13 protein-coding genes are annotated in these 25,773 nt (G+C 38.7%); 4 read left to right on the plus strand and 9 right to left on the minus strand.

All coding sequences use genetic code 11. The annotated features are described in order from the left end of the window. Positions 1-240: 240 nt before the first annotated feature. The 8 genes from NFU46_RS05700 to NFU46_RS05735 form a co-directional block, all read right to left on the minus strand. Positions 241-4,335 carry a poly-gamma-glutamate synthase PgsB gene (locus NFU46_RS05700; protein WP_251600500.1) on the minus strand — a complete coding sequence of 1,365 codons (4,095 nt, stop codon included), beginning with the start codon at positions 4,333-4,335 and terminating at the stop codon, positions 241-243. Continuing rightward, positions 4,328-8,602 (minus strand): hypothetical protein, encoded by a 4,275-nt coding sequence (locus NFU46_RS05705; RefSeq protein ID WP_251600503.1) that lies wholly within the window; start codon positions 8,600-8,602, stop codon positions 4,328-4,330. The genes NFU46_RS05700 and NFU46_RS05705 overlap by 8 nt, the downstream gene beginning before the upstream one ends. Next, complete coding sequence (locus tag NFU46_RS05710) at positions 8,587-9,330, minus strand: hypothetical protein (protein WP_251600506.1); 744 nt, start codon at positions 9,328-9,330, stop codon at positions 8,587-8,589. The genes NFU46_RS05705 and NFU46_RS05710 overlap by 16 nt, the downstream gene beginning before the upstream one ends. Then, positions 9,320-11,587: a hypothetical protein gene (locus NFU46_RS05715; protein WP_251600509.1), complete on the minus strand. Its 2,268-nt coding sequence runs from the start codon at positions 11,585-11,587 to the stop codon at positions 9,320-9,322. Before NFU46_RS05715 ends, NFU46_RS05710 begins: the two co-directional genes overlap by 11 nt. Further along, positions 11,574-14,687: a poly-gamma-glutamate biosynthesis protein PgsC/CapC gene (locus NFU46_RS05720; protein ID WP_251600512.1), complete on the minus strand. Its 3,114-nt coding sequence runs from the start codon at positions 14,685-14,687 to the stop codon at positions 11,574-11,576. Before NFU46_RS05720 ends, NFU46_RS05715 begins: the two co-directional genes overlap by 14 nt. Next, positions 14,687-16,582 (minus strand): hypothetical protein, encoded by a 1,896-nt coding sequence (locus tag NFU46_RS05725; RefSeq protein WP_251600515.1) that lies wholly within the window; start codon positions 16,580-16,582, stop codon positions 14,687-14,689. The genes NFU46_RS05720 and NFU46_RS05725 overlap by 1 nt, the downstream gene beginning before the upstream one ends. 9 nt (positions 16,583-16,591) lie before the next feature. Further along, positions 16,592-18,760 (minus strand): CapA family protein, encoded by a 2,169-nt coding sequence (locus NFU46_RS05730; protein WP_251600518.1) that lies wholly within the window; start codon positions 18,758-18,760, stop codon positions 16,592-16,594. Positions 18,761-19,136: 376 nt separating this feature from the next. Continuing rightward, the gene (locus NFU46_RS05735; protein ID WP_054561921.1) at positions 19,137-19,790 is read right to left on the minus strand and encodes an OmpW family protein; all 654 of its coding nucleotides are present in this window, start codon (positions 19,788-19,790) and stop codon (positions 19,137-19,139) included. A 234-nt stretch (positions 19,791-20,024) separates the two neighbouring features. Here NFU46_RS05735 and NFU46_RS05740 point away from each other — a divergent pair, with 234 nt between their 5' ends. Together NFU46_RS05740 and dapE are read left to right on the plus strand one after the other, a co-directional pair. Continuing rightward, the gene (locus NFU46_RS05740) at positions 20,025-21,443 is read left to right on the plus strand and encodes an MATE family efflux transporter (RefSeq protein ID WP_130166990.1); all 1,419 of its coding nucleotides are present in this window, start codon (positions 20,025-20,027) and stop codon (positions 21,441-21,443) included. Between the two features lie 70 nt (positions 21,444-21,513). Further along, positions 21,514-22,692 carry a succinyl-diaminopimelate desuccinylase gene (gene dapE, locus NFU46_RS05745; RefSeq protein ID WP_130166991.1) on the plus strand — a complete coding sequence of 393 codons (1,179 nt, stop codon included), beginning with the start codon at positions 21,514-21,516 and terminating at the stop codon, positions 22,690-22,692. Between the two features lie 50 nt (positions 22,693-22,742). On the opposite strand, the gene NFU46_RS05750 is transcribed toward dapE, so the two are convergent. Continuing rightward, entirely contained in the window at positions 22,743-24,461 is a 1,719-nt protein-coding gene (locus tag NFU46_RS05750; protein WP_130166992.1) for a lysophospholipid acyltransferase family protein, read from the minus strand. 123 nt (positions 24,462-24,584) lie between these two features. Between NFU46_RS05750 and NFU46_RS05755 the strand changes: the two genes are divergently transcribed. Together NFU46_RS05755 and NFU46_RS20450 are read left to right on the plus strand one after the other, a co-directional pair. Continuing rightward, entirely contained in the window at positions 24,585-25,505 is a 921-nt protein-coding gene (locus NFU46_RS05755) for a glyoxylate/hydroxypyruvate reductase A (RefSeq protein WP_175082044.1), read from the plus strand. A 97-nt stretch (positions 25,506-25,602) separates the two neighbouring features. Then, on the plus strand, positions 25,603-25,737 hold the full coding sequence (locus tag NFU46_RS20450) for a hypothetical protein (RefSeq protein WP_258535966.1): 135 nt from the start codon (positions 25,603-25,605) through the stop codon (positions 25,735-25,737). Positions 25,738-25,773 lie beyond the last annotated feature (36 nt).

Here is a 25,773-nt window from a genome sequence, read left to right on the forward strand (position 1 = left end):
ATAACTTTCCTTTGTTGTAGATAAAATGATTTATCAGTTATATTTTTATATTTAATTAATTTATTTTCAATTTAGGTACGGCTATTTGTTTGTTTTGTTTTTATAAGTTGCTGATAATTCTTTTGTTATTTCTTCTGGGAAATTTCTGATTTTTTATTTTATATTTTCATTGTGTTTTATATTGGTTTTTGTTTGTTGTTTTTCATTATGTTTTAATTGTTTTATAGTTATAAAGTTTATTTATTTCTCGTTGTTGTTTTTTCGTTTTTTTGCAAACCAACCAGATTTTTGATTGCGGTTCATATCGCTAAGTAATTTTATTGCTTTTTCTAATGTGATCCTCTGTTCAGCAATATCATCGTAAATCTGAATAGCAAGTTTTTTACGTTTAACCGCAGCGCCTGCATCTAAAAACGATTCTATCATTTGGTTAAAATAACGAGCTGGACGAGATTGCAAATTTTCATCGTCTAGTTTTAAACCTTCCTCATTAATTTTTTCTTGGAGGGTTGTTATTTCTGCTTGGCAGAATTCATTTTGTGCAAGTTGGTTTTTCTTAAGAATAACTAACTTTTGCTTTAAGTAATCTGTTTCAAGTAAGTTAAATGAGACAATCATATTTAAGTTTGTTAATGCCGTTCTGAACTCTTTAGCTGTGCAGTGCTTACTCAGCATATTTGTAATAGTTTGTGATATTTTGTGCCATTGTTGCCATGCGTAAACGTAATTTAACCCCGCTCCTTTAATGTTTTGCATACCAACAACAACCTGATGAGTATTGGGTAAAGCTAAATCAGCAATAGTATTGGTTATTTCATCTGCAGATATATTACTGTCGTCAAGCAATATGACTTTGGACTCGACGATAGAAATCAAGCGTTCTTTTATTTGTTTACTATTTTTTTCAATATCACTTTTTAGAGAGTTCAAGTGTATTCTTTGATAATAGGTGCGTAGGGTATAAATAATAGTGGTTAGTTCTTGATCGGAGATCTCGCCAGTGATTTCTTTTATACAGGATTTATTCAAGAGCCCTTCGCTAAGTGTAAGTAAGTTCTCAGCTGCCATATTGCCATATGCGATTTTTAACCTTGCTTTCACTTCAGCTTCGCTGAGAATATTAAATTGCTCTAAAAGCTTTTCTAGGCTCTCAATAGCATTAATTTCAATTAGTTTTTCGACTCTTTCTATAAATGCATCTAGAAAGTAACTGTAGAATCCATCTACATTACTTCCTATTACTACAATACGGTCAAAACGTAGGTCATTACTAAGCATGATAGCAAAAACTTTTGAACGCGCGACACGATCGTTACGGTTATTTATAAGCGCGATTACCTGGGTTTTAGCATCGTTATTTAATTCTTCAAGCTTTAGGCGCTGCCAGTTTTCTAGGGTAGCCAAGCGTTCGTTTGCAGACATGCTATTGACAAATGATTGACTAATTTTTCCAATGGGCGCTGCTGTAAAGTGCTTTAAAACGCCAATATCAGGCACAATTCGTGCGGATGTCTCTTTGAAGACATAATCTTTATTTAAGCCAATATGCTCAGCCATTTTGCATACGAGTGCAATATTGGACGGATGCTCTTGGTAAGGATACAAGGATCGAATATCATCCGTTATTTGCAAGCCATCGGCCCAGTGAACTTGAATTAAGTTAGAGTTTTTCTGTTTTGCATTTAATTCTAGAATTGGAGCCATGTTTTGTTCGCTGGTGAACACTAAACTATTCTCACCGATAAAATGGCTTGTTTCGTTTGCAACATCAATTCCCGTTGGACCTAATGTGTCCTCATGGTCTGGGTAAGCATTGGTTATAGTTGAAAAGTTATCAGCCATCCAATTCCTTAATATTTTTACATAGCGCGGGGTCAAACCCATACATTCCCACAGAAATACATCGGCTTTTACTTTTGTTGCAAAGTGCAAAACATCACTTTGTTCCCAAATACTCGCTTTATCAAAAGGTCTGAATAATGGAATTTCAAATTGCTCTCCACTTGCTCTTGCATAAATAAGAGTTGCTTCACAACCTGTTGTTTTACTGATCACTTTTAGAGTTAAACTACTAAATAATGCCGCTTTTAAGCGTTCGGTTCCTGACTTGCCACGAGTTCCCCAACCCCCAATTGAAACGGGGATTTTGGCCCTATCTGACTTTATTTGCCTACTTATCTTTATATGGCGAGCCCAAAAATAGGTTGAGAAAGCCAAAACGAAAAATATCAGTTGACCAATACTATTTTGATAAAGCGAATAGGCATATTCTTTAAAACTAGACCACATATTAAACAAGAATGGGGTGAGTGAAAGTTTTTGATATAATTTGGCAATACTCGGCTCAACAGGGAATTCGGCATCAAGCACCGAGCCATATTGTTGGAAGTCAAGTTTGAAGCCTTTCGCTTTTATTAACTCTAGGAAGTCTTGTTGTTCTTGATCCGAACCATTTCGTAAGTCATCTAATTTTTCAAAGTTGAAAGAAATCCAGCTATACGCAAACATACGTTTGAGCACGTTTGAGGGAGGAGTGACGATTAAAATACCATCAGGAGTGAACGATTTAGCCGGTGTTTTTAAATTATCTTGCGATAATGTGCTCAACAGAAAATCTAGCATAGGTAAATGAGGTCGGGCACTAAACTGCTCGGCATCAAAGCGAGGCTCTCCCGGCACCTCCGTTTGGCTAATCTCTGCAACGGTGCAGCTCGGCACATGCATTAATGCACTTGGTTTTCTAGCTTGTACATGATTAAAGCTTTGACGTTTACCAGTACTTGGGTTTTTAAATTCATGCCAGAGCCGCCAAAAACGAAATCCTCGCTTGTAACCTCGTTGTATTTGCCAGCCTTTATTTTTCATTGTTACATTAAAGGCTTCATTATTCTGCGCTTGCTTACTCAAAAGTCGGCCTAGTAAATCTTGTTCAGCCCAGTCGGAGTTTAAATAAATACTTAAGCTTGAGTTTAAGTTAAACTCAAGCTCAGCGACTTGTTGCTGGTACATAAAACATACGAGCTGCTCTCTAACTCGGCTTATGACTCGTTTGATTGCAATACTTTTCTCATTTTCAAGCTGCGTATTTAAGACATTAATAAACGACTTAAACAATCTATCTGCTTGGCTTTGCTGCTCATAATCAACTTGTAAATTGAACATAATTCTTGGCGTTAATTCGAGTAATAAGCGCTTCTGGGCAAAGCATTGTGTAATTTTTAGTTGCTTGCGCCAAATGTGAAAAACTTGAAGCTTCTCGGTTAAACGAGGGTCGGTTAATTGCTTAATGAGTGTTAGTCGTACCGCTTCATGGGTTTCTTTTTGTAGTCGAACAGTTAATAGTTTGAGTACAAACGCCGTAGGTAATACTGAGCATTGTTCAATGACACTCTGTCTAACACGAGGGTAGGTGTGCTTAGCAAGTAAAATGAGTAGTTTATAATTAGTTTCACTTAATTTAGGTTGCTTACATATAATTTTTGAAAACGCAGTCAGTAAAAACAGGTGTTGAGCATCGACTTTTTCATTTGCTAAAACATCTAAGTCAATTTGAGAGCGCATAAAGTAGTGAGTAAAAGAGGGTCTTAAGTTGATCAGAATTTCTAAAATATCTACTTTTGCAGCATGTGGAGTCGATTGTTTTTCAAGAGATAGTAATAACAACTCAACAAGATCTGAGTCGAATTGAGTTTCACCTACATATTCGCTAATTAAGTTTACTTGGTTGGCGAGGGCGCGAAAAATAGAGTTGCGAATAGCTTCGTTCTCACTTTTTTCTAGTAGCCCTAAAAAGAAGCTTTCTAAATTAAGTGTTAACCACGATTTAGTTATTTCTCCCGAATGGATCCGTAAATAACGATTGGTTAAATCACCTAATTTACCAATTAAAAACTTAAGAGACTGCTCAAGTTCAGAGAGTTTATCTTGGTACCGGTTTACAATCGCTCCCTCATCAAACCAGCGTTGAAAAGCATCTTGGTCTTTTTTTAATTGTTCTCGGTCTGCACCTAAAGTGTACGCATAATCAAGAATATGAAACTCACGCTCGGCTTTTAATTCGGCATGATTTAAACGCTCGATAAAGCGTCTGTGCTCGACATCAATTTTGATTAATTGACTTTGCAGGGTATCAATCTTATGGGTCAAAAATGAAATAGCTTGCAGCAATAACCAATCATCTTCCTCATAGTCCTCAGGCTGATTTTTTATTAATTCCCACTCACTAAGTTCATCAACCAGTTCGCGATATTTTTGGCGGTATAAGTCTAACCAAAAACTGGCAATGTCTGCGAAAAGCAAGTTTTCAAGGCGTTTTGTAAGTAAGTGATTACTCATAGTCAGTGTGCTCTAGCAAATGATTTAATTGAAGCGTTGGGAATATAATTTCATCATGGGCAAAAGGCTCAAAACCGGTATGTTGGTTGTTACCAGATGAAAACTCGATACTGATATTGTGGTTATCCCACACCCAATCCTGTTGTAGTCGTACCTTAAGCCAACCATGTGAGAAATCACCTAAACTAATTTGTGTTTGCCATGCAAACTGTGTGATGTATTGCCATGTTGCTGTAGCACGATTTTCATCTTTAAAGCGGTAATAGCTATCAATGCCAAGCTGGAAAATGTGATCATGATAATATTGATTCCAAGTGGTGTTGAAGCGCAGATAATCTAAGCTTGTCCAATCATCATTTGAGCTTGATGATACGCCGAAATTTAAATAATTATCGACCCAAGGTTGATAACGGTATTGATAAAACCCTTGCCATCCCGATGCATGGTTTTCTCGATAAAAATTAAAAACATTTGAATTAAGTAAGTCGTCACTGAGGTAATCGTCTAAATCAGCGCTACTGTAACGAATAAATGGAGTTAGCTGCCATTGATGGCGATGCGTAGAATCACGTTGCCATTTTTGTCCTACACTAAGACTGCCATCAAGGGCATATTGAAGATCAAATCCATTATGACTAGGTTGCCAACGGCTTTGAATTTGCGCATCAACATACCAAGGGGTTGTATCATCTTGCCATGAATAGTAGCCATTGAGCGCAATCACATCCGCTTGTTCTTTACTAAAAGAGTAATAGCCTTCTAATTGGTACCAATCATTATCGTCGTTAATACGTAAACGTGCGCCAACATCAATGTCTTGTCGGGTTGGAATATTTTCAGCAGTTTGAAATATTTCTTGTTGATCATATTGAATAAAACCTTGCCAATTAAGATCATCACTTTGAAATGATTTTTGTTCACTTACTATTGTTTGCTTTTCTGGCGCTATATAAGTAACTAAGTCAGGCAAGGGGACTTGTGCTTGTGTGAACTCAGAAATCTTATTATTCAGATCACTAAGCTCCCAAGTATATAGTCTTACGTGTTCAAGCTCCGCTGATTTGACTTCAATCTTCCCTGCAGGGTGGAAAAATTGTCGCTCACTTCGACTATAGCTGTTCATCTTTTCTAACTTGATTAAACGATCTGCATTTAATGTTGCAAGCAAAGGGGTAGAGGGAACAACCGAATAAAAAAGTAGCGTTGTTGGTAATTCTAACTTTCTCCATCGACCCGCAGTATATTGCTGTACTTCAACTTTAAGTTGTTGAGATAAGTAGGGGTTAAGCCAATGCAGGGCAATGACGTTATTATCTAACTCCCGCTTATTAAAGGTAAAGGGAATACTTTGTTGCTCGGTAACAGACCACACTTTAAGAGAGTTAGCTAGTTGAATAGATAAGTTTGCTACATTAGCTTGGGCAAGCTCTGCGGTAGAAAAATTAAATACAAAGCGAATTTGCTCTCCCTCTGTTTCAGCCAAATCTATGTAAAGGGTATGAAATGGTCGAATCAATAAACCATCATTATTGTATAGATGCGTCTTGAATTGGTTAAACCTATCGGCAAAACTGGTTTGTGCTGAACTTTGAATATTAAAAAGACGCGTACCTGCATAATCGATTAGGCTTTCTAAGGGCTGCCAATGACCAAAGCTTTCTATTCTATTTTGTAAAAAAGTCGATGAGGCACTCGCTGGAATTGTGGCTATTCGCTGTAATAGTTGCGTATATTCATTATTGTTTAAACGCTTTTTAGATAATAGATATAAGCCATTAATTAAAAGATCTTTTTGCGTAGCATCATAGGCATAAATTAATGACATAATATCGTTTGTAGTAAACTGGTTTGCAGCATCAGAGCGGTAATCAAACGCCTCATATAATGTATCAGGTATATTTTTAACCTCTATAAAAGCTTTGTGATCAGCTGATAGAGTGAGTGTTTCGCCAGCTTGCAGACTTACAATCATTGTTGAGGCAACCGATGTTGCTTTTTGACTTTCAACAATGAGTGTTGTCGACGGTATATCGCTGTAAATTGGCATTAATTTATGTTGGTACTGACTATCAGCCATTAACCAAGCTGTTTGGTACTCACCATTTTGTTTGGCTTCTGTGCGCGCTTTTATACTCAAATGAACCGCTTCTAACGCCGTGTACTTCCATGGCATGTGCTGAGAAAGTACCGTGCTTTGTAGCTTTCCTTGAGAGTTAATCAACGTTTCTTGGGCACCTGAAAGTAACTCATATTGCTTATCTTTAGCTTTTAATCCGGGACTTAAACTGTGGTAGTTAAGTGCTATATAAACTTGCTTAGTTGTGTGATTTTTATCCTTTTGATTTAAAAGCCATAATGCGAGTCTATTTTTTTGTTGTTTAGTCGCAAGCTTGGTGAGAATACTATTACATTCTTCCAATATGCTTTGGTTTCCGGCGCACAAAGCAAATAACTTTATTTCTTGATGCTCTGCTTGGTAGGTTTCTAATAGAGACTTTAAAGCAAACTCTTGTAGTTCCCTTTGTTGAGTGCTCTTGTAAAGTCCTTCTAAATAACTGGTAACAAGATGAAACTGTTGCTGTTCACGCAAAATATTTATTTTAATTTGCCATGCTTCAACAGCTACTTGTGGATTTGGGTTTTGGGTTAATGGTTTTAAAAAGGCAAGCGCATCGAGAGGCGCTGACTTAGCCAGATCTTTGGCTGTTAGTAAAGACTGCTGCCAATTGAGTAATTTAACTTTTCTTCTTGCTGGGGCATAAGGCTCTATTAGCGCTAAATAATCACTGTATAATTTCCTTAAATGCTCAGTTATTAGCTTTGCTGTAATAGGGCTTTTTTCAGAAAGGGTTCCCGGTTGTAAATAAAGTAATTCATTACTTGGAAAATCTGTAAGTGTTCGAGCATAAACAGCAAAATCAATACTAGGCACATCATCAGTGGTTTTCTGAATGGTCATCGTTTTGCTGTTTAGTGGCACTGAGACATGAATTGTTTGGTATTCTTGTGTAGCTTTAATATTAACCAACCAGCTTTTATCACCGACATTAAGTTTAAATTGACTGTCTTTATCACTACGGGCAACGAAGGTTAGCCAAGGTGTGACTCTTTTTTGGCTTGATAAGTCAAAATTTAAAGCCATCTTAGAAAGCGACGTGATATGTCTGACCTGTTTATTAATGCGAGGATAAAACTGATCATCAACTAATCGCTGCTCTTCAAGTTCACTAATAAGCAGTTTTTTTGATGGGCTCGAAGCATGAACGACACTACTCCCTTTTAGTAAAGTTTGTGTTGATATTAAGCTAAGCAAATCATAGTAGCGCTTAACAGCGAGGGAGTTATTTTTTGTAAATACGCTGTCACTAAAAACATTAAGCGAATACTCGTTGTAAACTGTTTCCATTGCATCATTGGCAGTTTTTAACCAGTAGGGAAGCAGTAGTTTTTCTTCAACTTTTATGGCTGCCGAATCATCGTATATGGCTCTGTGGCTTTGCGATATTTTTATATACGCATCGGCTTGGCTTTTTATGGTTAAATATTGGCCTGCATCAATAGCAAAATAGTCACTATTCACCAGACCTACCTGTTGGTTGTGGTATTCAAGGGCCGGGTTATTGATGATATTAACTTTTGCAGTAAGAACTTCATCTGTGTATGCGTAGACAGCACCATGACTATCTAAAGACTCCATATTTTTTCTGACCGAAAGCTTAATTTTTTTAGCATCAGGAAAATATAGAGTGACCTCATCACCTTTACCGAATTGATAAAACCGTTCGCTGCCTTTTCGCGAAGAGAGCAATATTGATGGCTTGGCAAGTTTTAGGGCTCGTTTAAAGCTATCAACAGTGGTTTTATAGTGACCAACTTGCGCAGAAAACTTAGCCTGCACATCTTGGCGGTTTTGAATTGCTACAACACGATTATGCCCAAGTGCTGGAAGCTGACAGCGCTTTTCTAAACATAATAAGTCACGATCCATTTGGATCCGCTGCTGAATATACTGTGTGTTGCCCACACTCATAATGAACTTTTCAAATAATTCAGGGTTGAGCTCTAACCAATGTCCTTCGGGTAGCCATAAATATTGATGCTCATACGAATCAAATTGCATCGTTTGTGTAGTGGCTAACACGTCTAGCTTTGGAGATGTTTTTAACCAAATAGGAGGCTGCAGTACTGCATGCTCTTGTTGTACGGCAAGAGCAGGTTTAAAGGCCAGCAGCGTTAATGTTATGAAGGCTATTATGAAATAAGGCATAGGCTAAACTGTTTTAAAAGTTGGTTGTTAGTTATTAACTGCTCTCGCAGCTCGCGACTTAACTCGATATGGAAAAACTGACTATTAACAGGAGCCAGCGAATTCAGAACATTGTGTGTTCCGCCCAACTCATGCACATCGCGACCATAAACCAATGCATTAATACCTAGTGTATTGTTAAGGCATTGAGCAATATTTAAAGTTCGTTTAGAGGCGAATACATGGCCTTCGCTTAAAATGAGATCTGCTTTTCGTCCTTGCTCTGTGGTTCGCTTTTCCTTTGCAAATCCATGGATTTGATAAATCGAAAATGATTCAACTGTACTGCTGTACGCTAGTATAAATGCGTTACTACTGCTATTTTTATATTTGCCAAAATCAATTAACTTACCATAAGCATCACGGCTATTTCGGTGCTTCGTATTGGTCAATAACACTTGGCACTCACTAAATAAGGCTTTAGCAATTGCCAATGTGTGTTTATCAAAATATCTATGCGGAGCATAAGAAATACAGGTGTTCCCTTTGGCTTTAAAATGTATTTCACCACCCGAGAGCAGAGACTTATTGGCAACCAAAACGCCATTGCTAAAGGAAAAGTGCTCAGGTACGCGCTGCTGGTCATTTAACCAGTTTTGTAGGCTAGACGTGAGCTTTTCTAGCTGAGTTGCTTCACAAGATGCAGCGGTAAAGAACATAAGAACAGTAACGATAATTTTATAGTTCATTATTCCACCACCTAACTTTTTGATCCTTTACTGGGTACTCTTCAAGTATAGATAGCCAGATCGTTTCGGAAGAGGTTAATGTCACGGACTGCAAAAAATTTATATCATTAGCGACTTTGAATGTAACGCTAGGATAGCTAGTTAACTGGCTCTTTTTAGGGTGAATTAAAAATGACGTTAATAATTCAGAGCTATGCAACTGATAGCTTTGTTTCGCAATACTGTATTCACTTGTTAGCCCAAGTTTGTAATTAGCACTATGATTAATATTCAATGTAATAGGTTTATTACTTTGAGTACGAAATGCTTTTACAACAATGCTAGTTGGGTGCTCTTTCTTATCATAAAGCAGCTTAATTGGTTTATTTTTATCTAATTGATAAAGGCGTTGTTTTATCCAAGGGCGATGACCATACCAATTTTGATAAACAGTATTCGACTCTTTAATTAATTTCATTTGTTCTGACAAAGAGATATCAGCTATTTTGACTTCATTAGCACTATTGCTATTTAGTTTGAATATCAGTCGGTTATCGTTTTCTCCAGTAGATGGGAAGTAGTGATTGTTATCATAGATCCCAAAATTAAATTCTTGAGCTGGTTCTGGCTTTTCATAGTATCGGTTGGGGCTTAAACCAAGTGCCACATTTGATAATGGCAAAACATTAAATAACTCCTTAGATTGGTAGTAAGTTGTTGTGTCCTCAATATCTCTAGGAGGGATGAAAGTACGAATATTTACAAAGTGTTCTCGCTGCGCCAAGTCGTAATGGTTACTTGCTTTTTGTTCATACCAGGCTGCAATATCATAAAAGCCATCTGTAGATTCAGTGGTAAGCGGTTGGTGTGCTGTACGGCGTTGATAATGAAAGTTAGCGAGTCTTGTCTTTACGCGCAGGTATACATCGTCGCTAGATTCAACTTTAATTGAGTGTGCTTGTTGCGGTGTACGTAGGTAATACGATGTGAGCATGCCTACCGCTTGTCTTTGGGTATTATTAGCAATTACGCGGTCGAACTTAGAAGCTTCCCCTTTTATAGTGACGGCATATCGCTCGATTGGTTTTTTATTTTTGTCGTATAAAGTAACGTCTAATTGGCTGCTCTTTAATGTTCTTAGTTCTAAATTAAGATGGCTTGCAGGGACAATATCAAATTCAACTGAGGCTTTAGGGTTTATCAAATAGCTGCCAGCATAACTTGTTAAAATAACGGTTCCTGACTCTGTTCGCCATTGAGTTAATAGCTCTTCTTCACTGCAAATTGTAATCAATCCCGCATTGAGCAATGGGGTTTTATAGGTGTTTACTTCATCAGTTTGAGAGAAGCTTATTTCTTTTGGTGCTTCAAACTGAAGTTTGTCATACCAGGTTAATAGAGGGAGTGCTTGGTTATTACTGACGGTGAAAATCAAGCTATCACTGTTATCTAACCTAATACTGGCACATAAGCTTTCATTCGTGTAATAAGCCGCAAGGCTGTATTGCTGCTGATTGAAGTCATAGGTAATCACATTATACGGCAAGGTCTCGTATAAAATGTCAGACTTAAAGTCGATTCCTGGAATACCTTGAGGCGCAATTTTTTGCCACCAAAATGCCATTGCATTCGCTATTTCAGTATTTGTTAACGTATTTTCACCCATGGTGAGATAATCAGTTGCACGCTTACGCCTATCTAGTGGTCGTTTTAACCAACTACTAAGCGGATCAACGTTTTGGTCAGGGGTTTTTGCATGCACTCTAACTACCACTCCTTGAATTGATTTTTCTTCAGGGATAAGCAATAGCGCTAGGCTTTTAGCTTGAGGGTAATGAGCAATAGGTAGGTAAAATGATTGCCCAGAAGCCACGTTTAGGGATTGTTTATTCTCAATAATCTGCTTGATTTGTTGCTCTTCACTGTTATTAACTAACTTTGAAGCGTGGTGGTAAATTTCATCTAAAATTACCTCTTTTTTATCATTATAAAGTGTATATTTGATAGCATAGTTTACCGGTTGATCAAGCGTAACCGATTGATCAAAGACCGCATTTGAAAGTATACGCAGTGAGTGAGTCCGCTGGTTGGAAAATGTGTAAATCAGTGGCTTTTTAGTACTTAGCCATTGCACTTTAGAGCGAGTTTCTTTACTTGTTTGTGGGTTAACTGGCTCAGCTGAATCTAACCAAATTAAAAAGCTATTCCAAGCAAACAAGGCGACTAATAAAACAGTGATAATAGCCAAAATGGCGAACAAGCGTTTAATTAGATACATTAAAGCCTCCAACCATCATGTTGTTAAAAACAGCCATGTCAATCAGTTGATTACTAGCTGGATTATATATAGCGATGAGGTCATTTTGTTTTTTGATCATCAAGGCAAATTTATTTAATTGTTCTAATTTAATAGTCTGTAATACACACTCTTTTAGCTCTAAACATATTGTTTTTAAGGCCGCAATTTCATTCTCAGTAGAATATTTATTAATCTTGCGTTGAATGAGTTGTTTATCTCCATTATCAAGCTCCGCCCAGTTGGAAGGCGACAAAGTAGCTAGATTAATCGTGGTTACAGTTGGCTCATTCGAAATAGCAAGCAGGCGCATCAGAAGGCTATTTTGATCAATTGAAAACTGTTCTTTAAAATCAGATGCGATCCACAAGGTTGCCAGTTCACTGTTTGCGTTAAACTGTTGATATCCGTACTGTGGCGAACTACCGATTTCAAGGCCTCTAGTGGCTTTGTGACCTTCGACCACTTGGTAGCTAACTCCTAAATTGCCTAAGTCTTTAGAAAGCTTTTCCATTAGAGGTGTTGCGATATCTCTTACTTGGGTGTTTGAAAAAGCTATTGCGTTAGGACGGATCCACGATGGAGCACTGTGGCTACGAATTTGTATATTTAAGCTTGGCTGTTGTGCTTTAAAGCGCGAGTAACTTTGATGAACTACATTGAATAATGAATCGACATTATTCGCTGCAAGTACATTAGCCTTTGGGTGCGCATAAGGATGTGCACCTGCAATTAATAAGTTGGCAGCATTTGAATTAGTGAAAAGCTCACTTGCGAAACTTAACGTATTACCTTCGAATATTGGCCTTGGTACACTTAAACTGATTGCTTCATGTTTACTCAGTGAAAATGCATATAAGCCTTGCCCTAGAGCCTCGGCATTGTCATTTTGCATTGGGCTAAGCAGTAGGTATCGTCCACTGTTATTTTGTACAAGTTGTAGCTGATAATTCAGTAATTCGGCTGTGCTATTGATCTGCTTAAGATGATTTAAAACATCTTCATTAAGAGATGTGTTACCAATTTGTTCAATTAATCTATAAAGTGGTGTTAAGACCTCAAACTCCCAAAGAGCTACTTGGCTGTCTGTTAATGGTTGATAATTGAGACTGCCTTTACTGCTGATATAAGCGGAAAAATCATCGACAATTTGGGCTATATCTTCATTAATTGTATTAAGTTTTAAATTACTATAGCGATAATTTTCACGGTATATATATGCCAAAATATTGGTGTAATTATCTCCATCAAGAAACACCTCAAGCATAGAGCCCGTAAAGTCTGTTGCGGGTAAACTACTTTTCGCTGCTTTACCAAAAAAAGTTGCTTCACTGCCCAAAAATTCATGGATCTCGCGCTGACTTATTGATTCTGGTAGTCGGTTAAAGATCCAATATTGGCTTTGTACATCATTAGGCGTGCTCTTGAGTAAAGCGGCTGTATAGCGATTAGATTCGCGTACCTGTAGCAACTCATTAATTTCTAATACATTGATAAAAGCTTGGTAAAAAGCGCTTTGTTGATTTTCTTTTGCTAACGTTATCTGAGGTGTTTTTGTTGCACCAAAGACAAGTGCTTTGCTTTTTAAATGCTGGAAGATAAGCGCAGCTGAGTCACTCGCAAGGCCCTCAGTAATAGGGTAAGGCACAGTGATGATTAAATTTGTTTGTGGTGTTTTATTAATTACAAATAAACCACGTTGTTGATCTTCAACAATATCTATTAGATATACATAGTTTTCATCACTCACAAGCTTGAAACCGATAGAATTGAAGAGCGCACTGAGGTGACCCGTTTTTTGTCTATTCTCGATGGCTTGGTTCAGTTGATAAACAGCATATTTGAAGTCAGATACAGCCTGACTCGCTTTATAGCTGCTTACCGTTACTTTGTTTGAGTGAGTGGTATATAAATAGCTTTTATACTGACTAACTTGTTGGTTAAGTGTAATGACTTGTAAGTTTTCTGCTTCAGGGCTAATACTTTGTTTTATTAGTAAAGAAGGCACAAGCATGACTAAAAAGCCAACAATGATTGCAAGGCTTCCACCTATGACGGAAGTTTGAAAAGTAGCCCTAAGTACCAAGCCCAGCGCATTCTTTTGATAAATTTTAAGGGCAAGTAAAGTAGCGAGCATATACCCAAATGCAAATGTATCGGTCACTTTAACCGTAGGAAAGAACCAAACGACGATATAGTTTAAAATAAGCTTAAAAATAAAGCCTATAGTAAAAAATAGCATCAATAGTCTAGCACCTTCTATGTGTGCATGCTTTAGGCGAGTGTAATGAATAAGAGAACTACCTACCGCTAATATAACGGCAGTTTCTATAAATGAGGTTAAAATTTTACTTGGTTGCGTCAGCTGTAAAGCTAATAACGCAGGCAGCATGATACCGTTAAATTCCCAGCCATATTTTAAATTTGCTCGAGAGGCTAAAAAGGCTGTAATAACTAAAATAATGTAGGCTTTAGGGGCAGCAATAATTGACGCAGCAACAGCTTCATACATAATACCTAAATTAGCGATGCTAAAATTGGTAAACGGCATGAGTACAAATCGCACCAACATATAGGTGATTAATAACTGAATAAAGGTTACTTTCAGACCATATTTAAAACCGCCATTCCACATTACATTAGCTGTTAATGCGATAATAATAAGACCCAGAGAGTAAAGCTGGGATGCATAATCAAAGGTAATATCCCACTGACTTAATTGATCAGCAACGATTGGCCAAAATAGCGTATCCATACAAACACGGACTAAGATACTGATTAAGATGATGGCAAAAAAGCGGTCTCTGCCAAACATTTCACTGTAACCAAAGCGCTCCATCAAGTAACTTGCACTCACTCGCATAAACCCATACACAACAATAGCTTCTATGATGATAACTACCGCTGAAGTGGGGCTAATTATGAGTAGAGGCACAATATAACCAGGAACGACAAGGCCTGTTAGTGGAAAACCAAAGCGCAAATTAAGTAGGCATACAACAGCAGTTCCGACCCAAACAGTTGTAATAACTGATTGACCCAGCCCACTACCTGCAGGAAAAAGCGCTAAAACGAAGTCCATCAAAGCTTACCCTCTGGAGTTACTTCAGAAGTGTCGTTAATAAATTCAAATAATATTCCTGACACTTGAAAAGGCGCACCTGACGCGGTTTGTGTGTTATCGGAATGAAGCGCCCTAATAATAAGCGTATAAGACTGTTTACCTAGGGTCGCAGGTAATTCAACAGTGGCTTTATTTAAGGTTATGTAGCGTAATTTCCCTTTTGCCGTTTCGATATCAAGTGAACAGCTTCGACAAAGTAAATCAAGGGCTGTCGTTTCAAAAATAGCAATTTTGTGCTGTTTAGCAAAGTGCTCTAAAGAGGCATTGGTTTGAATAATTTGACCAAACAAATTAAATAAAACAGTCGCAGGGCTTGTGTGGTTAAATACCATCTCTAAGGTGGTTAGCTTTTGCTCCATTTCGTTAAGCGAGCTTTTTACCTTCTGACTAACTGGTTCATGAAGCTTAAATGTAAGTAGTCGATTAATTAGAGTGTGATTCTTCGCCTGTGTAGTTTTAAAAATATGGTAATGAAATAGCAGCTCAGCAACTTGAGCTGCAAACTTATTAACGTTTTTTTCAAACGCCTGCTGATTAAAGCTTTGGTTAGGCACAATTGATAGCGCCCAAAATCCACGTACATCACCAGCGTATACAAGTGGCGCAATGAATTCGATTTCACCGTCAATAATTTGTTTAAAAAAGGGACGGTTAATTTTCACTATACCTAAAGACTTTAACGCATTACTATAAGGTGTGCGTTGATAGTCTCGCCTCATTTCTTGAATATCATCTAGTTGACAATTTATTGCGCGAATTTCGACTACTCGGTGATCGTCTTCTTTTCGGGCAAGAAAAATTGACTTCTCCAGATCTAGTTGCTGACTAATTAATTGAATAATGGGATCCCACGGAGATGGGTGCTCAATAAAGCTTTGCGGAATATAACGGCCCATCATCATTTGTTGGATGTTATTTACATCGGCTGTGAGCTCTTTGTCTTCAGAAATTTTGCGAGCAACCACAACCCAGATTAAAGTCGCGAATGTCAGTATGGTGTATTGACCAATTGGAATGAAAAGCTTTGTAAAGTTCACTAAAAAGTAGCCGGCTGCACACCAAAATATAGTTATGCCGAAAGCGACTAGAAATGAATAACTTATAGATATTTTTTGATAGAAAAACAGTAAAGCAAATACAAATACCAGCGCAAATGTTACCGATATAGCAAAATTAAGCTCATTTATAGTACTGTTTTTCTCAAGGCTATCAGCGATATAAGTAAAGAGAAGTAAAGGATCATTTAGTCCTTCAAGTTTAGGAGCATGTATATTTACATTAAATTCTGCAGCTTGTTGACCAACAATGATTACTTTATTTTCGAGTTGTTCACTCATTACGTCGTAGTTAAGTACTCGCTTAGCAGTAAATTTAGGCAGTGCAGATACGTCTAACCTAAAGTTAATCAGTCTAGATTTGTCATGGTGATAATTAAAAACTGCTTGCCAGACACTTTCACATTCAAAATTAGCTACAGCAGGGATACGCATTTGATAGGTAGCCCAAATATCAACTTTTGGCATGCAATACTTACTACCGTCATAAGGGTAGAAAACCCCTTCCTTGATCACCGGTTGTAGTGGCTCATCAGCTAAAATAATGATTGCTCTTGGCTGATACTCGGCTAGTTGAGTGACTAAGTCTGAATGATTAGCACTGAGGCTTTCACTTGTGATGAGCACAACGTTTGTTTGCTGAGTGCTACTAAATGAGCTTATTTTTTTATAGAAAAATGCATCACTTGCTTGAAATATATTCAGCAGGTTACTAACAAGCACAATAGCAAATAAGAAAACAGTGAACCAAAAGGCTCTTTGTCGCGCTAATCGCAACAACTGTTGTAATGCGGCCAAAATTCCTCCTTAATCAAGTACAGTGAATGTAAGTTTTAAACTTACCTCACCACTTGAATTGACTTTTAAAAAGTCGAAACCGTGCATTTTATCGGTCTTCCATTGTCCGTTTTCTAGATTAATACTTTGCTGCCAGCTGATCATAGCGACATCATCTAGGCGAGTGATTGCTTCACCTGTCTCTGGTGGGTAGTGCCTAAACTGTAACTTAACGCCACGAGGGGGAAGTTCTTTAGGTCCAAGCGTTTGTTCATCTGAAGGTAAACTAAAATCATGACTAAAAGCGTGCCATGGCTGATCGCCTCCTTCGCTGACTGGAACTTGGTTTTCAGCAAAGGTAAGGTCATCTATTTCAGTGGTGTAGGTTAATAACGCTTCGAGCTGCCCCCCGTTCTCAGACTGCAAATAGGTCAGTAATGAAAAGTCTTTACTAAGATCAAGTTCACCTGATTCGTCGGTTAATTCCATTACTCGCATTGTATGTCTAAATGGAATGATAGAAGGGGTATTATCAAATCGATCACGCGTTGAGCATAGAGCCTGCAAGCCATTAAACGGGTTATCAGTGCAAGGTAAAACACTTTCACTGCTGTGATCCCAGCGACTTACTTCAAAGGCGTCGGTGTCATTGTCCCAATCCTCAAAATCACCAAACACCATAATATCGCGGCCAAGTAAAAGGCTATCAAGCGCTTCATTGTTCACTTCAATAGATGAAACATAGGCTGCCGAAGAGGGTGAATACTGTCTTAAATCGATGATGTCTGTAGTCGCGTCAATCTCTATGGTTACTTGCTGAGAGTTTTTACTAGCTTGATTAGCTGTAAAGTATATTTCTGCATAGTTTTCACGGGGGATAAGGGTAATATTATCATCAGAAAGCTCAGCGATTCTTCTTAATAAATAATGACTTAAAAATCCATTTGTGAATCGAGGCTTATAGTCTTCTAAATAAATTGGATAGGCGAAGCCGCGATTAATAGTTTGGTTTTGGGTATCAAGATCAAGCATCACAGCAAGACCTAATAAAGTGTCTAGTCTTGGTTGGTCAAATACAAAGTTGCCCAAACCTAGTACTGCAGGTATCTCATTATATACAGCAAACCCTTGAGCAATATGAGGATGGTGACCAATTAATAAGTCGGTGTTCTGCGATGAAAGAACTTCAAATCGACTACCAATATAGGGTGAAGGTGTATATGAGTATTCATCACCACCGTGCATTTGCGCGATTACAAAGTCAGTAGGGTCAAGTTGCTCAAGCACAGCTTTTACCTCTGCTGAGTTAGTTAAATCTGCAGCCCCACCTTTATTTTCATCAGCAACATACGTGTATTGATGTTCTTTCCCCGTAATTGTCGTTGCTGCAAAAAGCGTTAAGTTAACCTCTTCAAGGTTATGCGATACAGTTTTGAAAGCCTCTGTAGCACTAAGACCAGCGCCGCTATTAAGAAACCCTGCACTTGAGACTTCAAGTAAGGTATCTTCAAGGCCATTTTGTAAATAGTCATAGATGTGATTATTCCCTAAGCCAACATAATCAATGCCAATTTCTGACAGGCTTTGCACTGATTCTGGTAGTGAAAAAAAACTGAATTCTTTGGTCGGGTGCACATTTGTTGGCATTGTCGTCACTGGCGACTCAAGATTTACTGATGAAAAGTCAGCGGCTCGAAAAAGTGCCGCTACTTGAGTCGTAATTTCAATACTGTCTTCTCGTGCTGAGTCTGGTCTAATTAGCGCATTACTAACATCTGGCACTGATGTACCCATTGTATCCAGTTTAGGGTCTAGGAAGCGTCTACCAAACATAGTATCACCTGCAAAGAGTAAGCTTTTTGAGTTAGCAGGTTTTGTTTCTAATTGAATTTGAGAGGTCAAAAAGTTAGGTTGATTCACCAAAATGCCGGCTTTAGGAAAATAGCCTTCTTGTGAAATGAAAACTGCATGATTACCAAATGAAAGGTTATTGATTGAAACACGACCATTTGTATCTGAGAGATATTCTTGACCCGCTACAGTAATAGTGACATTGCTAAGAGGTGATTGATTTTCGTCTATTACTGAAAATTCGATGTCAGCAGTACCGGCAATTAATGCTTCACGGTCACTAATTGAATCTTGCTTTAGTTGTTCTGGTTTATCTTCGCTAGGATCTTTGACTTTACACGATGTCAAAGCCGCGCAGAGAATTAAGACCAAAGAATAGAAAGCTAATTTCAATTAACACCTCGCGCTGACAACTAATTTACATTAAATAGGTCAAAATTATTACACTCATTTTATAATCGCGAGTGACTAGGAACAACACGTCTTTAGCTCTGAAAATTCAGATATTGAAGTGACAAATCTCAATATAGTGGTTGTTTAACTAAATGAAATTTAAAAACTAATAAAAAGAAGCGATGTATTTTTGAAGTGTAGTTTAAATTCATTAGAAGGTGTTGCTGTCTAATAATTAAACTGTTTTTACAAGGTGAGTTATGAGTCAGAAGAAAATAAAAAAGGCCAATAAATGGCCTTTTTGTGCGTATGGGCTTTCACAAAATGAAAGTTAGAATTTGTATTTCACACCGAACATAGCAACAACTGGGTCGATTTCTACAGTTGAAGTTAATGCTTTTGCACCATCTGCATAAACGGTAGCGTCTGTATCGATGTCGATTAGTGAAACCATGCCATGTAGGCCCCAGTTTTCACTCATCATGTAGTTAAAACCAGCTTGAGCTGCAAAGCCAAATGAATCATCTAGTTTAACTTCTACATCGTCAGTGCCTAGTGTTGCTTTTAGTGCAGCTGAAGGCTCTTCATCAAAGAAAACAGTATAGTTTACGCCTACACCCACAAATGGACGGAACTTATAAGTTGAGTCTAAGAAGTGGTATTGCGCTAAAAGTGTTGGTGGTAAATGTTTGATTTTCGCAATTTTGTTACCTGCTAAACCACCTGCACCTTGAACATCATGACTAAAAGGTGTTGCTGCTACTAATTCAATTACCCAATTGTCATCAAGCGCATAATCTACAGTAATACCTAGCTGAGTATCATCATCTGCACGTAGACCTAACGTTGGTGCTTCATTGATTTTTGAGCTGTCGTTATCAGGGTTTACATTAATTGCACCTACGTTCACGCTTAAGTTTGCGTTTGCAACAGGAGAGAGTGCTAATAGTGAAGTAAGTAATGCAATGCTTAATTTAGTTTTCATGTTGTTCTCCGCGAACTACTTGTCTTATTTGGTTGAGGCTATTATTACTAACTTGAAGCGGACAAAACCTGTTCTAGATCAAAGTTTCAAAAATGTTTGAACTAAGTGAAGCCATTTATTGATTTAGATTAAGTTTTTAAACAGGTACAGCAAAAAAAAGATTGACTCTTATTGACTCTATATTCAGTTGCGGCTGGTAAACTAACAGTGTTATTTGCTTATTAGGTGTTTTTCATGGCTGATCCGCAGCACTTATTTCTTCATGGCTCGATTTCAAAAGCGTTACTTAAATTAGGTATCCCGATCATCTTAATCAATATTTTGCAGTCTGCTTATCAGTTGACCGATGCATTTTGGGTAGGGCGCTTAGGGGCAGAACAAGTGGCTGCCGTTTCTGTCAGTATGCCAGTTACCTTTTTGGTGATTGCTATTGGCTCTGGTTTGGCAATGGCGGGCGCTATTTTATCCGCTCAATACATGGGAGCTGGTCAGCAAGATAAGGTAAACCATGTTGCTGCACAAACTATGTTAATGGTGACAATTACCGCAACCATACTTGGTTTAATAGGCTATGTGCTTTCTCCTTACTTTTTGACTTTATTAGGTGTTGAAGATCAAGTGTTTGGTGATGCGCTTAAATTTATGCATGTATCTTTTATTGGCGTTGTGTTTGTATTTATTTATGCCATGTTTCAAGCCTTAATGCGTGGCATAGGGCAAACCAAGGTACCGCTTTATATTGTAAGCGCTACTGTATTACTCAATTTTGTGCTCGACCCTTTACTGATTTTTGGTTTTGGTGACTTTGCTGGATTTGGCGTAATGGGGGCTGCACTAGCCACACTAATCACGCAAAGCTTAGCGGCTGCAATCGGGGTATGGGTGTTTTTGCGAGGCCGCCACGGCATCCAACTTAAACTCTCAAGCTTTAAACCAGACTGGCAATATATGAAACAAGCCTTCTTTTTAGGGGCTCCTGGCTCGGTTGAACTTTCTGCGCGAGCCTTTGGCTTAATCATTATGTCGTTTTTGGTTGCCAGCTTTGGTACACACACCATTGCCTCTTATGGTGTTGGTTCTAATATTTTACAAATGGTGATGATCCCTGCAATGGGTCTTTCAATGGCTGTTTCAACCTTGGTTGGTCAAAACATGGGGGCAAGAAATCCACAGCGTGCAGCACAAATAACACGTTTAGCCTCGCTGTGGGGGTTACTAGGCCTAACTTTAGTGGGCGTTGTAGCTTATCTGTTTGCTGAATACTTTGTGGCTTTTTTCATTCCTGATGATGAGTCTGTGATTGCTGGTGGCGCAGAGTTCATTCGCGTTATGTGTTTAACTTGGGGCGGAATAGGCGTGCAGCTTTGTGTGGTTGCTGCATTTAGGGCTTCAGGAAACATGCTTAATGCAATGGTTGTGTCACTACTTTCGCAATGTGTTATTCAATTTCCTGCAGCGTATATTTTGTCTAAGCATACCTCACTTGGACCGCAGGGAATTTGGTATTCCTTTGCTATTACAAATGTGCTTGTGGCGATCATTACTTATCTTTGGTTCGCAGCTGGTCGTTGGCAACGAACACAATTAACCAAAGAAGACAAAGATATTGCCAAGGTAACCCAAGAAACCCTCATCGAAGAAGGAAATCATTAATTTAAGTTTCACACTGCGGTCATAAACTCTCGTTGTAATAACCTAAGCTTTCTAACTGACTAGGGTTATTATGAGTTTGATATCAAATGCAGAGTTAGCAACCCACTTCTCGGTGCAATCAGATGTGGTAGAAACATTACAAACCTTGCTCCGATTTAAATCGGTAACGCCTGCTCAAGCGGGTGCAATTGATTGGCTTGAAGGTAACTTAAGCCAGCTCGGCTTTGACTGTGAAGTATTTGGCTTTAATCATGTTACTAATTTAATTGCTAAAATCACCTTTGGTGAAGGCCCTATCGTTGCTTTTTCTGGCCATATTGATGTGGTCCCTGCTGCAGAAGGTGATTGGCGAGTTGAACCTTTTAGTGGCGAGATAGTCGATGGCAGTGTCTATGGCCGTGGCGCAGCAGATATGAAAGGCGGTGTTGCAGCTATGCTTTGCGCAACAAAACGTTTTTTAGCGCAAAATAGCAATAAACGCGGCACATTTTACTGGTTAATAACCTCAGATGAAGAGGGCGAGGCTGAATACGGCTCCTTATTGATTGCTGAGCGGTTAGCCAAACAAGGTGTTGTACTTGATGGTTGCTTAGTAGGCGAGCCGACGAGTCATTTGCATGTGGGTGATACCATTAAAAATGGCAGAAGGGGAGCATTGTCTGCTCGATTATCTATTCAAGGTAAAGCTGGGCATGTTGCCTATCCAGCAAACACTATAAACGCAGCGCATTTAAGTGCAGAGGTAGTGAAGCGCCTAACGGCAATTAGCTGGCACAAAGATGAAGCTAGTTCGGCTACAACACTGCAAGTGACCGGAATTAATATTGCCAATGTGGTAGATAATCTTGTTCCTGCTCAGTGTGAGCTCACGTTTAACGTACGTTATAGTCATGGCTACAAAAGTAAAGACGTTAAAGAAGAAATTCAGTTTGCATTGGCAGATCTAGCATCGCAGCTAACGCTTGTTTGGGAACGCCCGTGTGAATCATTTTATACCCTGCATCAAGCAAGCAATTGCTTATTGCAGCAGCTTGAACAAGCCGTGCATGAAGTAACTGGCAGCTTCCCTATGCTAAGTACCAGTGGTGGCACATCAGATGGCCGCTTTTTTGCTAATGAGCACACACAAGTGATTGAATGTGGGGTGCGAAACCATACCATTCATCAAGTTAATGAGCATGTTCCTATCGCAGATTTAAAAACTATTGAGCAAATATATTTAGCTGCACTTAGAAATATCTTTAATTAAAAAGAAAAAAGTCGGCGAGCATGCCGACTTTTTTAGCTATTTTATAACGACTATTCGCGTGTCTGTCCTAAGTATCGTTTGGCCTTAGTCGCTTTCACTTTATCTAAGTCGACAAGCACTAAACCATCAATGCAGTTATTAAACTCAGGGTCGATGCTAAAACTTAAAAACTGCACACCTCCTGGCTCGCAAAGCTCTGTGTATTGTTTAAATAGGGTTGGGACTTGCGCGCCGATATTGGCAAGTACATGCTTAAGTTCAACAAAGTCTTCTTTAATATCATCCCCAGCAAATAACTGAGCACATTGTTCTTTTTGTGATTCGGTATGGCGATATTCATTATTGGGGATAGCTAACACTTGTTTTGCACCATAATAATGTTGGTAATAGTGAACAAGTAGCGATTTAGCTTGCTCGGGGAGCGCGTTAGACACGCTGACTGCGCCAAACAAATAGCGGTATTGCGGGTAGCGGCTCACAAATGCGCCAATGCCAAACCACAAATAATCTAGGCTCTTTCTGCCCCAGTATTTGGGTTGCACAAAGCTGCGACCAAGCTCAATGCCCTTTTCAAAATACGGCGCCATATCACCGCTGTAGCTAAATAGACTGTCGGTATATAAACCTTTGCGGCCATGTTTTTCTATAATGTCTTGTGCGCAGGCAAGTCGGTATGCGCCGACTAGTTCAAGTTGCTTAGCATCCCACAGTACAAGGTGTTGATAATCCATGTCGTATTTATCTATATCTCGGCGTTTGCCACTGCCTTCACCGACTGCCCGAAACGCAATTTCACGTAGTCGTCCTAGTTCACGGAAAATTGGTGAGCTACCACAGTATTGGTATAAGTAAATTTTCATACCATCAGAGGTTTCACCTAATAGCTCACACTCTTCGATGGCTTTTTTAAGGTCTTTCGTTGCTTCTGGACTGGCAATAGGGGTTTGTGTTTTTAAGGGCAGAGGCTTTTTAGTGATAAGTCGATACAACTGCTTTCTTATCAGCTGAGCTATTTCTTTGTCTTTTAAATTCTCGATTAAATATGACTCAGGTGGGATGGAAGCGCCAATTTCAAACTCTAATGATTTTTGTCGCTGTTTGAACATCTCTTTGACTAACAACAAACTGGCTAAGGGTTTGTAGATCATTGAGGTGCCGTAGAATAATGGGCTGTTTTTCGCTTTAATGTAAATTGGCAAAATAGGTGCGTTGGCTTTCTTTGCCATACGCAAAAAGCCAGTATTCCATTTACAGTCTTTAATGCCCGTTGGACTTAAGCGTGACACCTCACCTGCAGGAAAGATTAATAACGCACCGTCTGATTTTAAATGCTTTTGGATATTAGCAAGTTCTTTCTTTTTACTTGTACCAGAGAGGTTATCAACGGGAAGGAGTAACGAGTGCATCGGAGTGATTGACATCAGCATGCGGTTTGCAACGACTTTTAAGTCGGGGCGCACACTTGATAAGACTTTTATCAGCGCTAATGCATCAAGAGAGCCGATAGGGTGGTTAGCAACAATAACGACATTACCTTCACTAGGAATATGTTCCATTTGCTTTGGCTTGTAGCGCGTGTCAAAGTCTAGCTCATCAAGTACTTGCTCTACAAACTCAAGTCCTTGTAAATGTGGGTATGCATCACCAAAGGCAACAAACTCTTGCTCATGTAATAAATAACCCAGACCTTTCTTTACTAAGCCTTTTACTTTTGGTGAATTTTCTAACTGTGGTAAATTTGCTTCTATTACTTTATCAACACTGATCATACAAACCTCAAACATAAACGCTTTCAGCGATGAGATTAGGGTAAGAGTTCGCTGTGACAGTTAGGTTGCAGTTGTGTGACTTTTTAAAGAGCGCTTCGAGTACGAGGCAAAATGGAGAAGACAATGATTTTACTTGTAGCTGTAACAGGCCGAGATTGCAGCCAATTAATTGCTCGATTACAAGCGTTATTACCAGAGGTTGACGTGCAGCTTTGGTCTGAATGCACCGACTACGAAGCTGTAGAGTTTGTACTGGCTTGGAATGCCCCTGCTGATTTATGGCCTAAGCTGGTAAATTTAAAAGCAGTTTCTTCATTTGGTGCAGGCGTTGATAGCATCGACTTAACGAAGATAGCGGCGCACGTCCCCGTTGTTAGAATTGTTGATGATAATCTTGCAAATGATATGGCAGAGTACGTGTTGACCCATGTGTTGGCACACAAGCTGAGACTCAAAGAATATTATTTAAAACAATCAGCCAGTACTTGGAAGCCAAAGCGAGCGTATTCACATCAACATGTGGGTATTTTGGGTTATGGTGAACTAGGTAAAGCCTGTGCTAAGCGTTTACTCGCAAATGGCTTTAGAGTGAGTGCTTGGTCTAATAGTGAAAAACACGATGCTGAAGTAAGTACCTATTACACACAGCAGGGGTTAGATGACATGCTTGGTCAAATTGATTATCTCGTGTGCTTGTTGCCACTTAACCAACACACTCAGGGTATCATTAACAAATCACTGCTAAGTAAATTGCAAAATCATGCGGTGCTTATTAATGTTGCCAGAGGTAAGCATGTTGTCGATGAAGACTTGCTTGAAGCACTTGATAGTGAGCAATTACGAGGCGCTACCCTTGATGTGTTCAGCGAAGAGCCTTTACCTAAGTCGCATGCTTACTGGTCTCATGAAAAGGTGACCTTAACACCTCACTGTGCTGCATTGTCAGATTTAGAGACTGTGACTTTGCAAATTGCGGGTAATGTCAAAAGATTAATTGAAGGTAAAAATCTAATAAATCAGGTTGATAGAACAAAAGGTTATTGACACATTACAAATTAGTTTAATATACACCTTGTTAACATCTGTAACTTTGCTATTCTGTTGTTGCTCAATAAAAAAACAACAATAAAAAAGAGGCGTTATGAAATCTAATCAAGGTGGAGCTAAATTTAGTCTAGTCGTAGTGTCAGTAATCGTTCTTGGTGTTTCAGCATGGTTTAATCAAGCGAATGCGTCGGAGCAGCCAGCTCAGGCTATTGAAGTTAGCCAATCATAACCAACCAATCATAGTTAATATGTGCAGCATGTTTTT

Origin of the sequence: Pseudoalteromonas sp. NCCP-2140 (assembly GCF_023708065.1) — a bacterium.
In the GTDB taxonomy this organism is placed as follows: domain Bacteria; phylum Pseudomonadota; class Gammaproteobacteria; order Enterobacterales; family Alteromonadaceae; genus Pseudoalteromonas.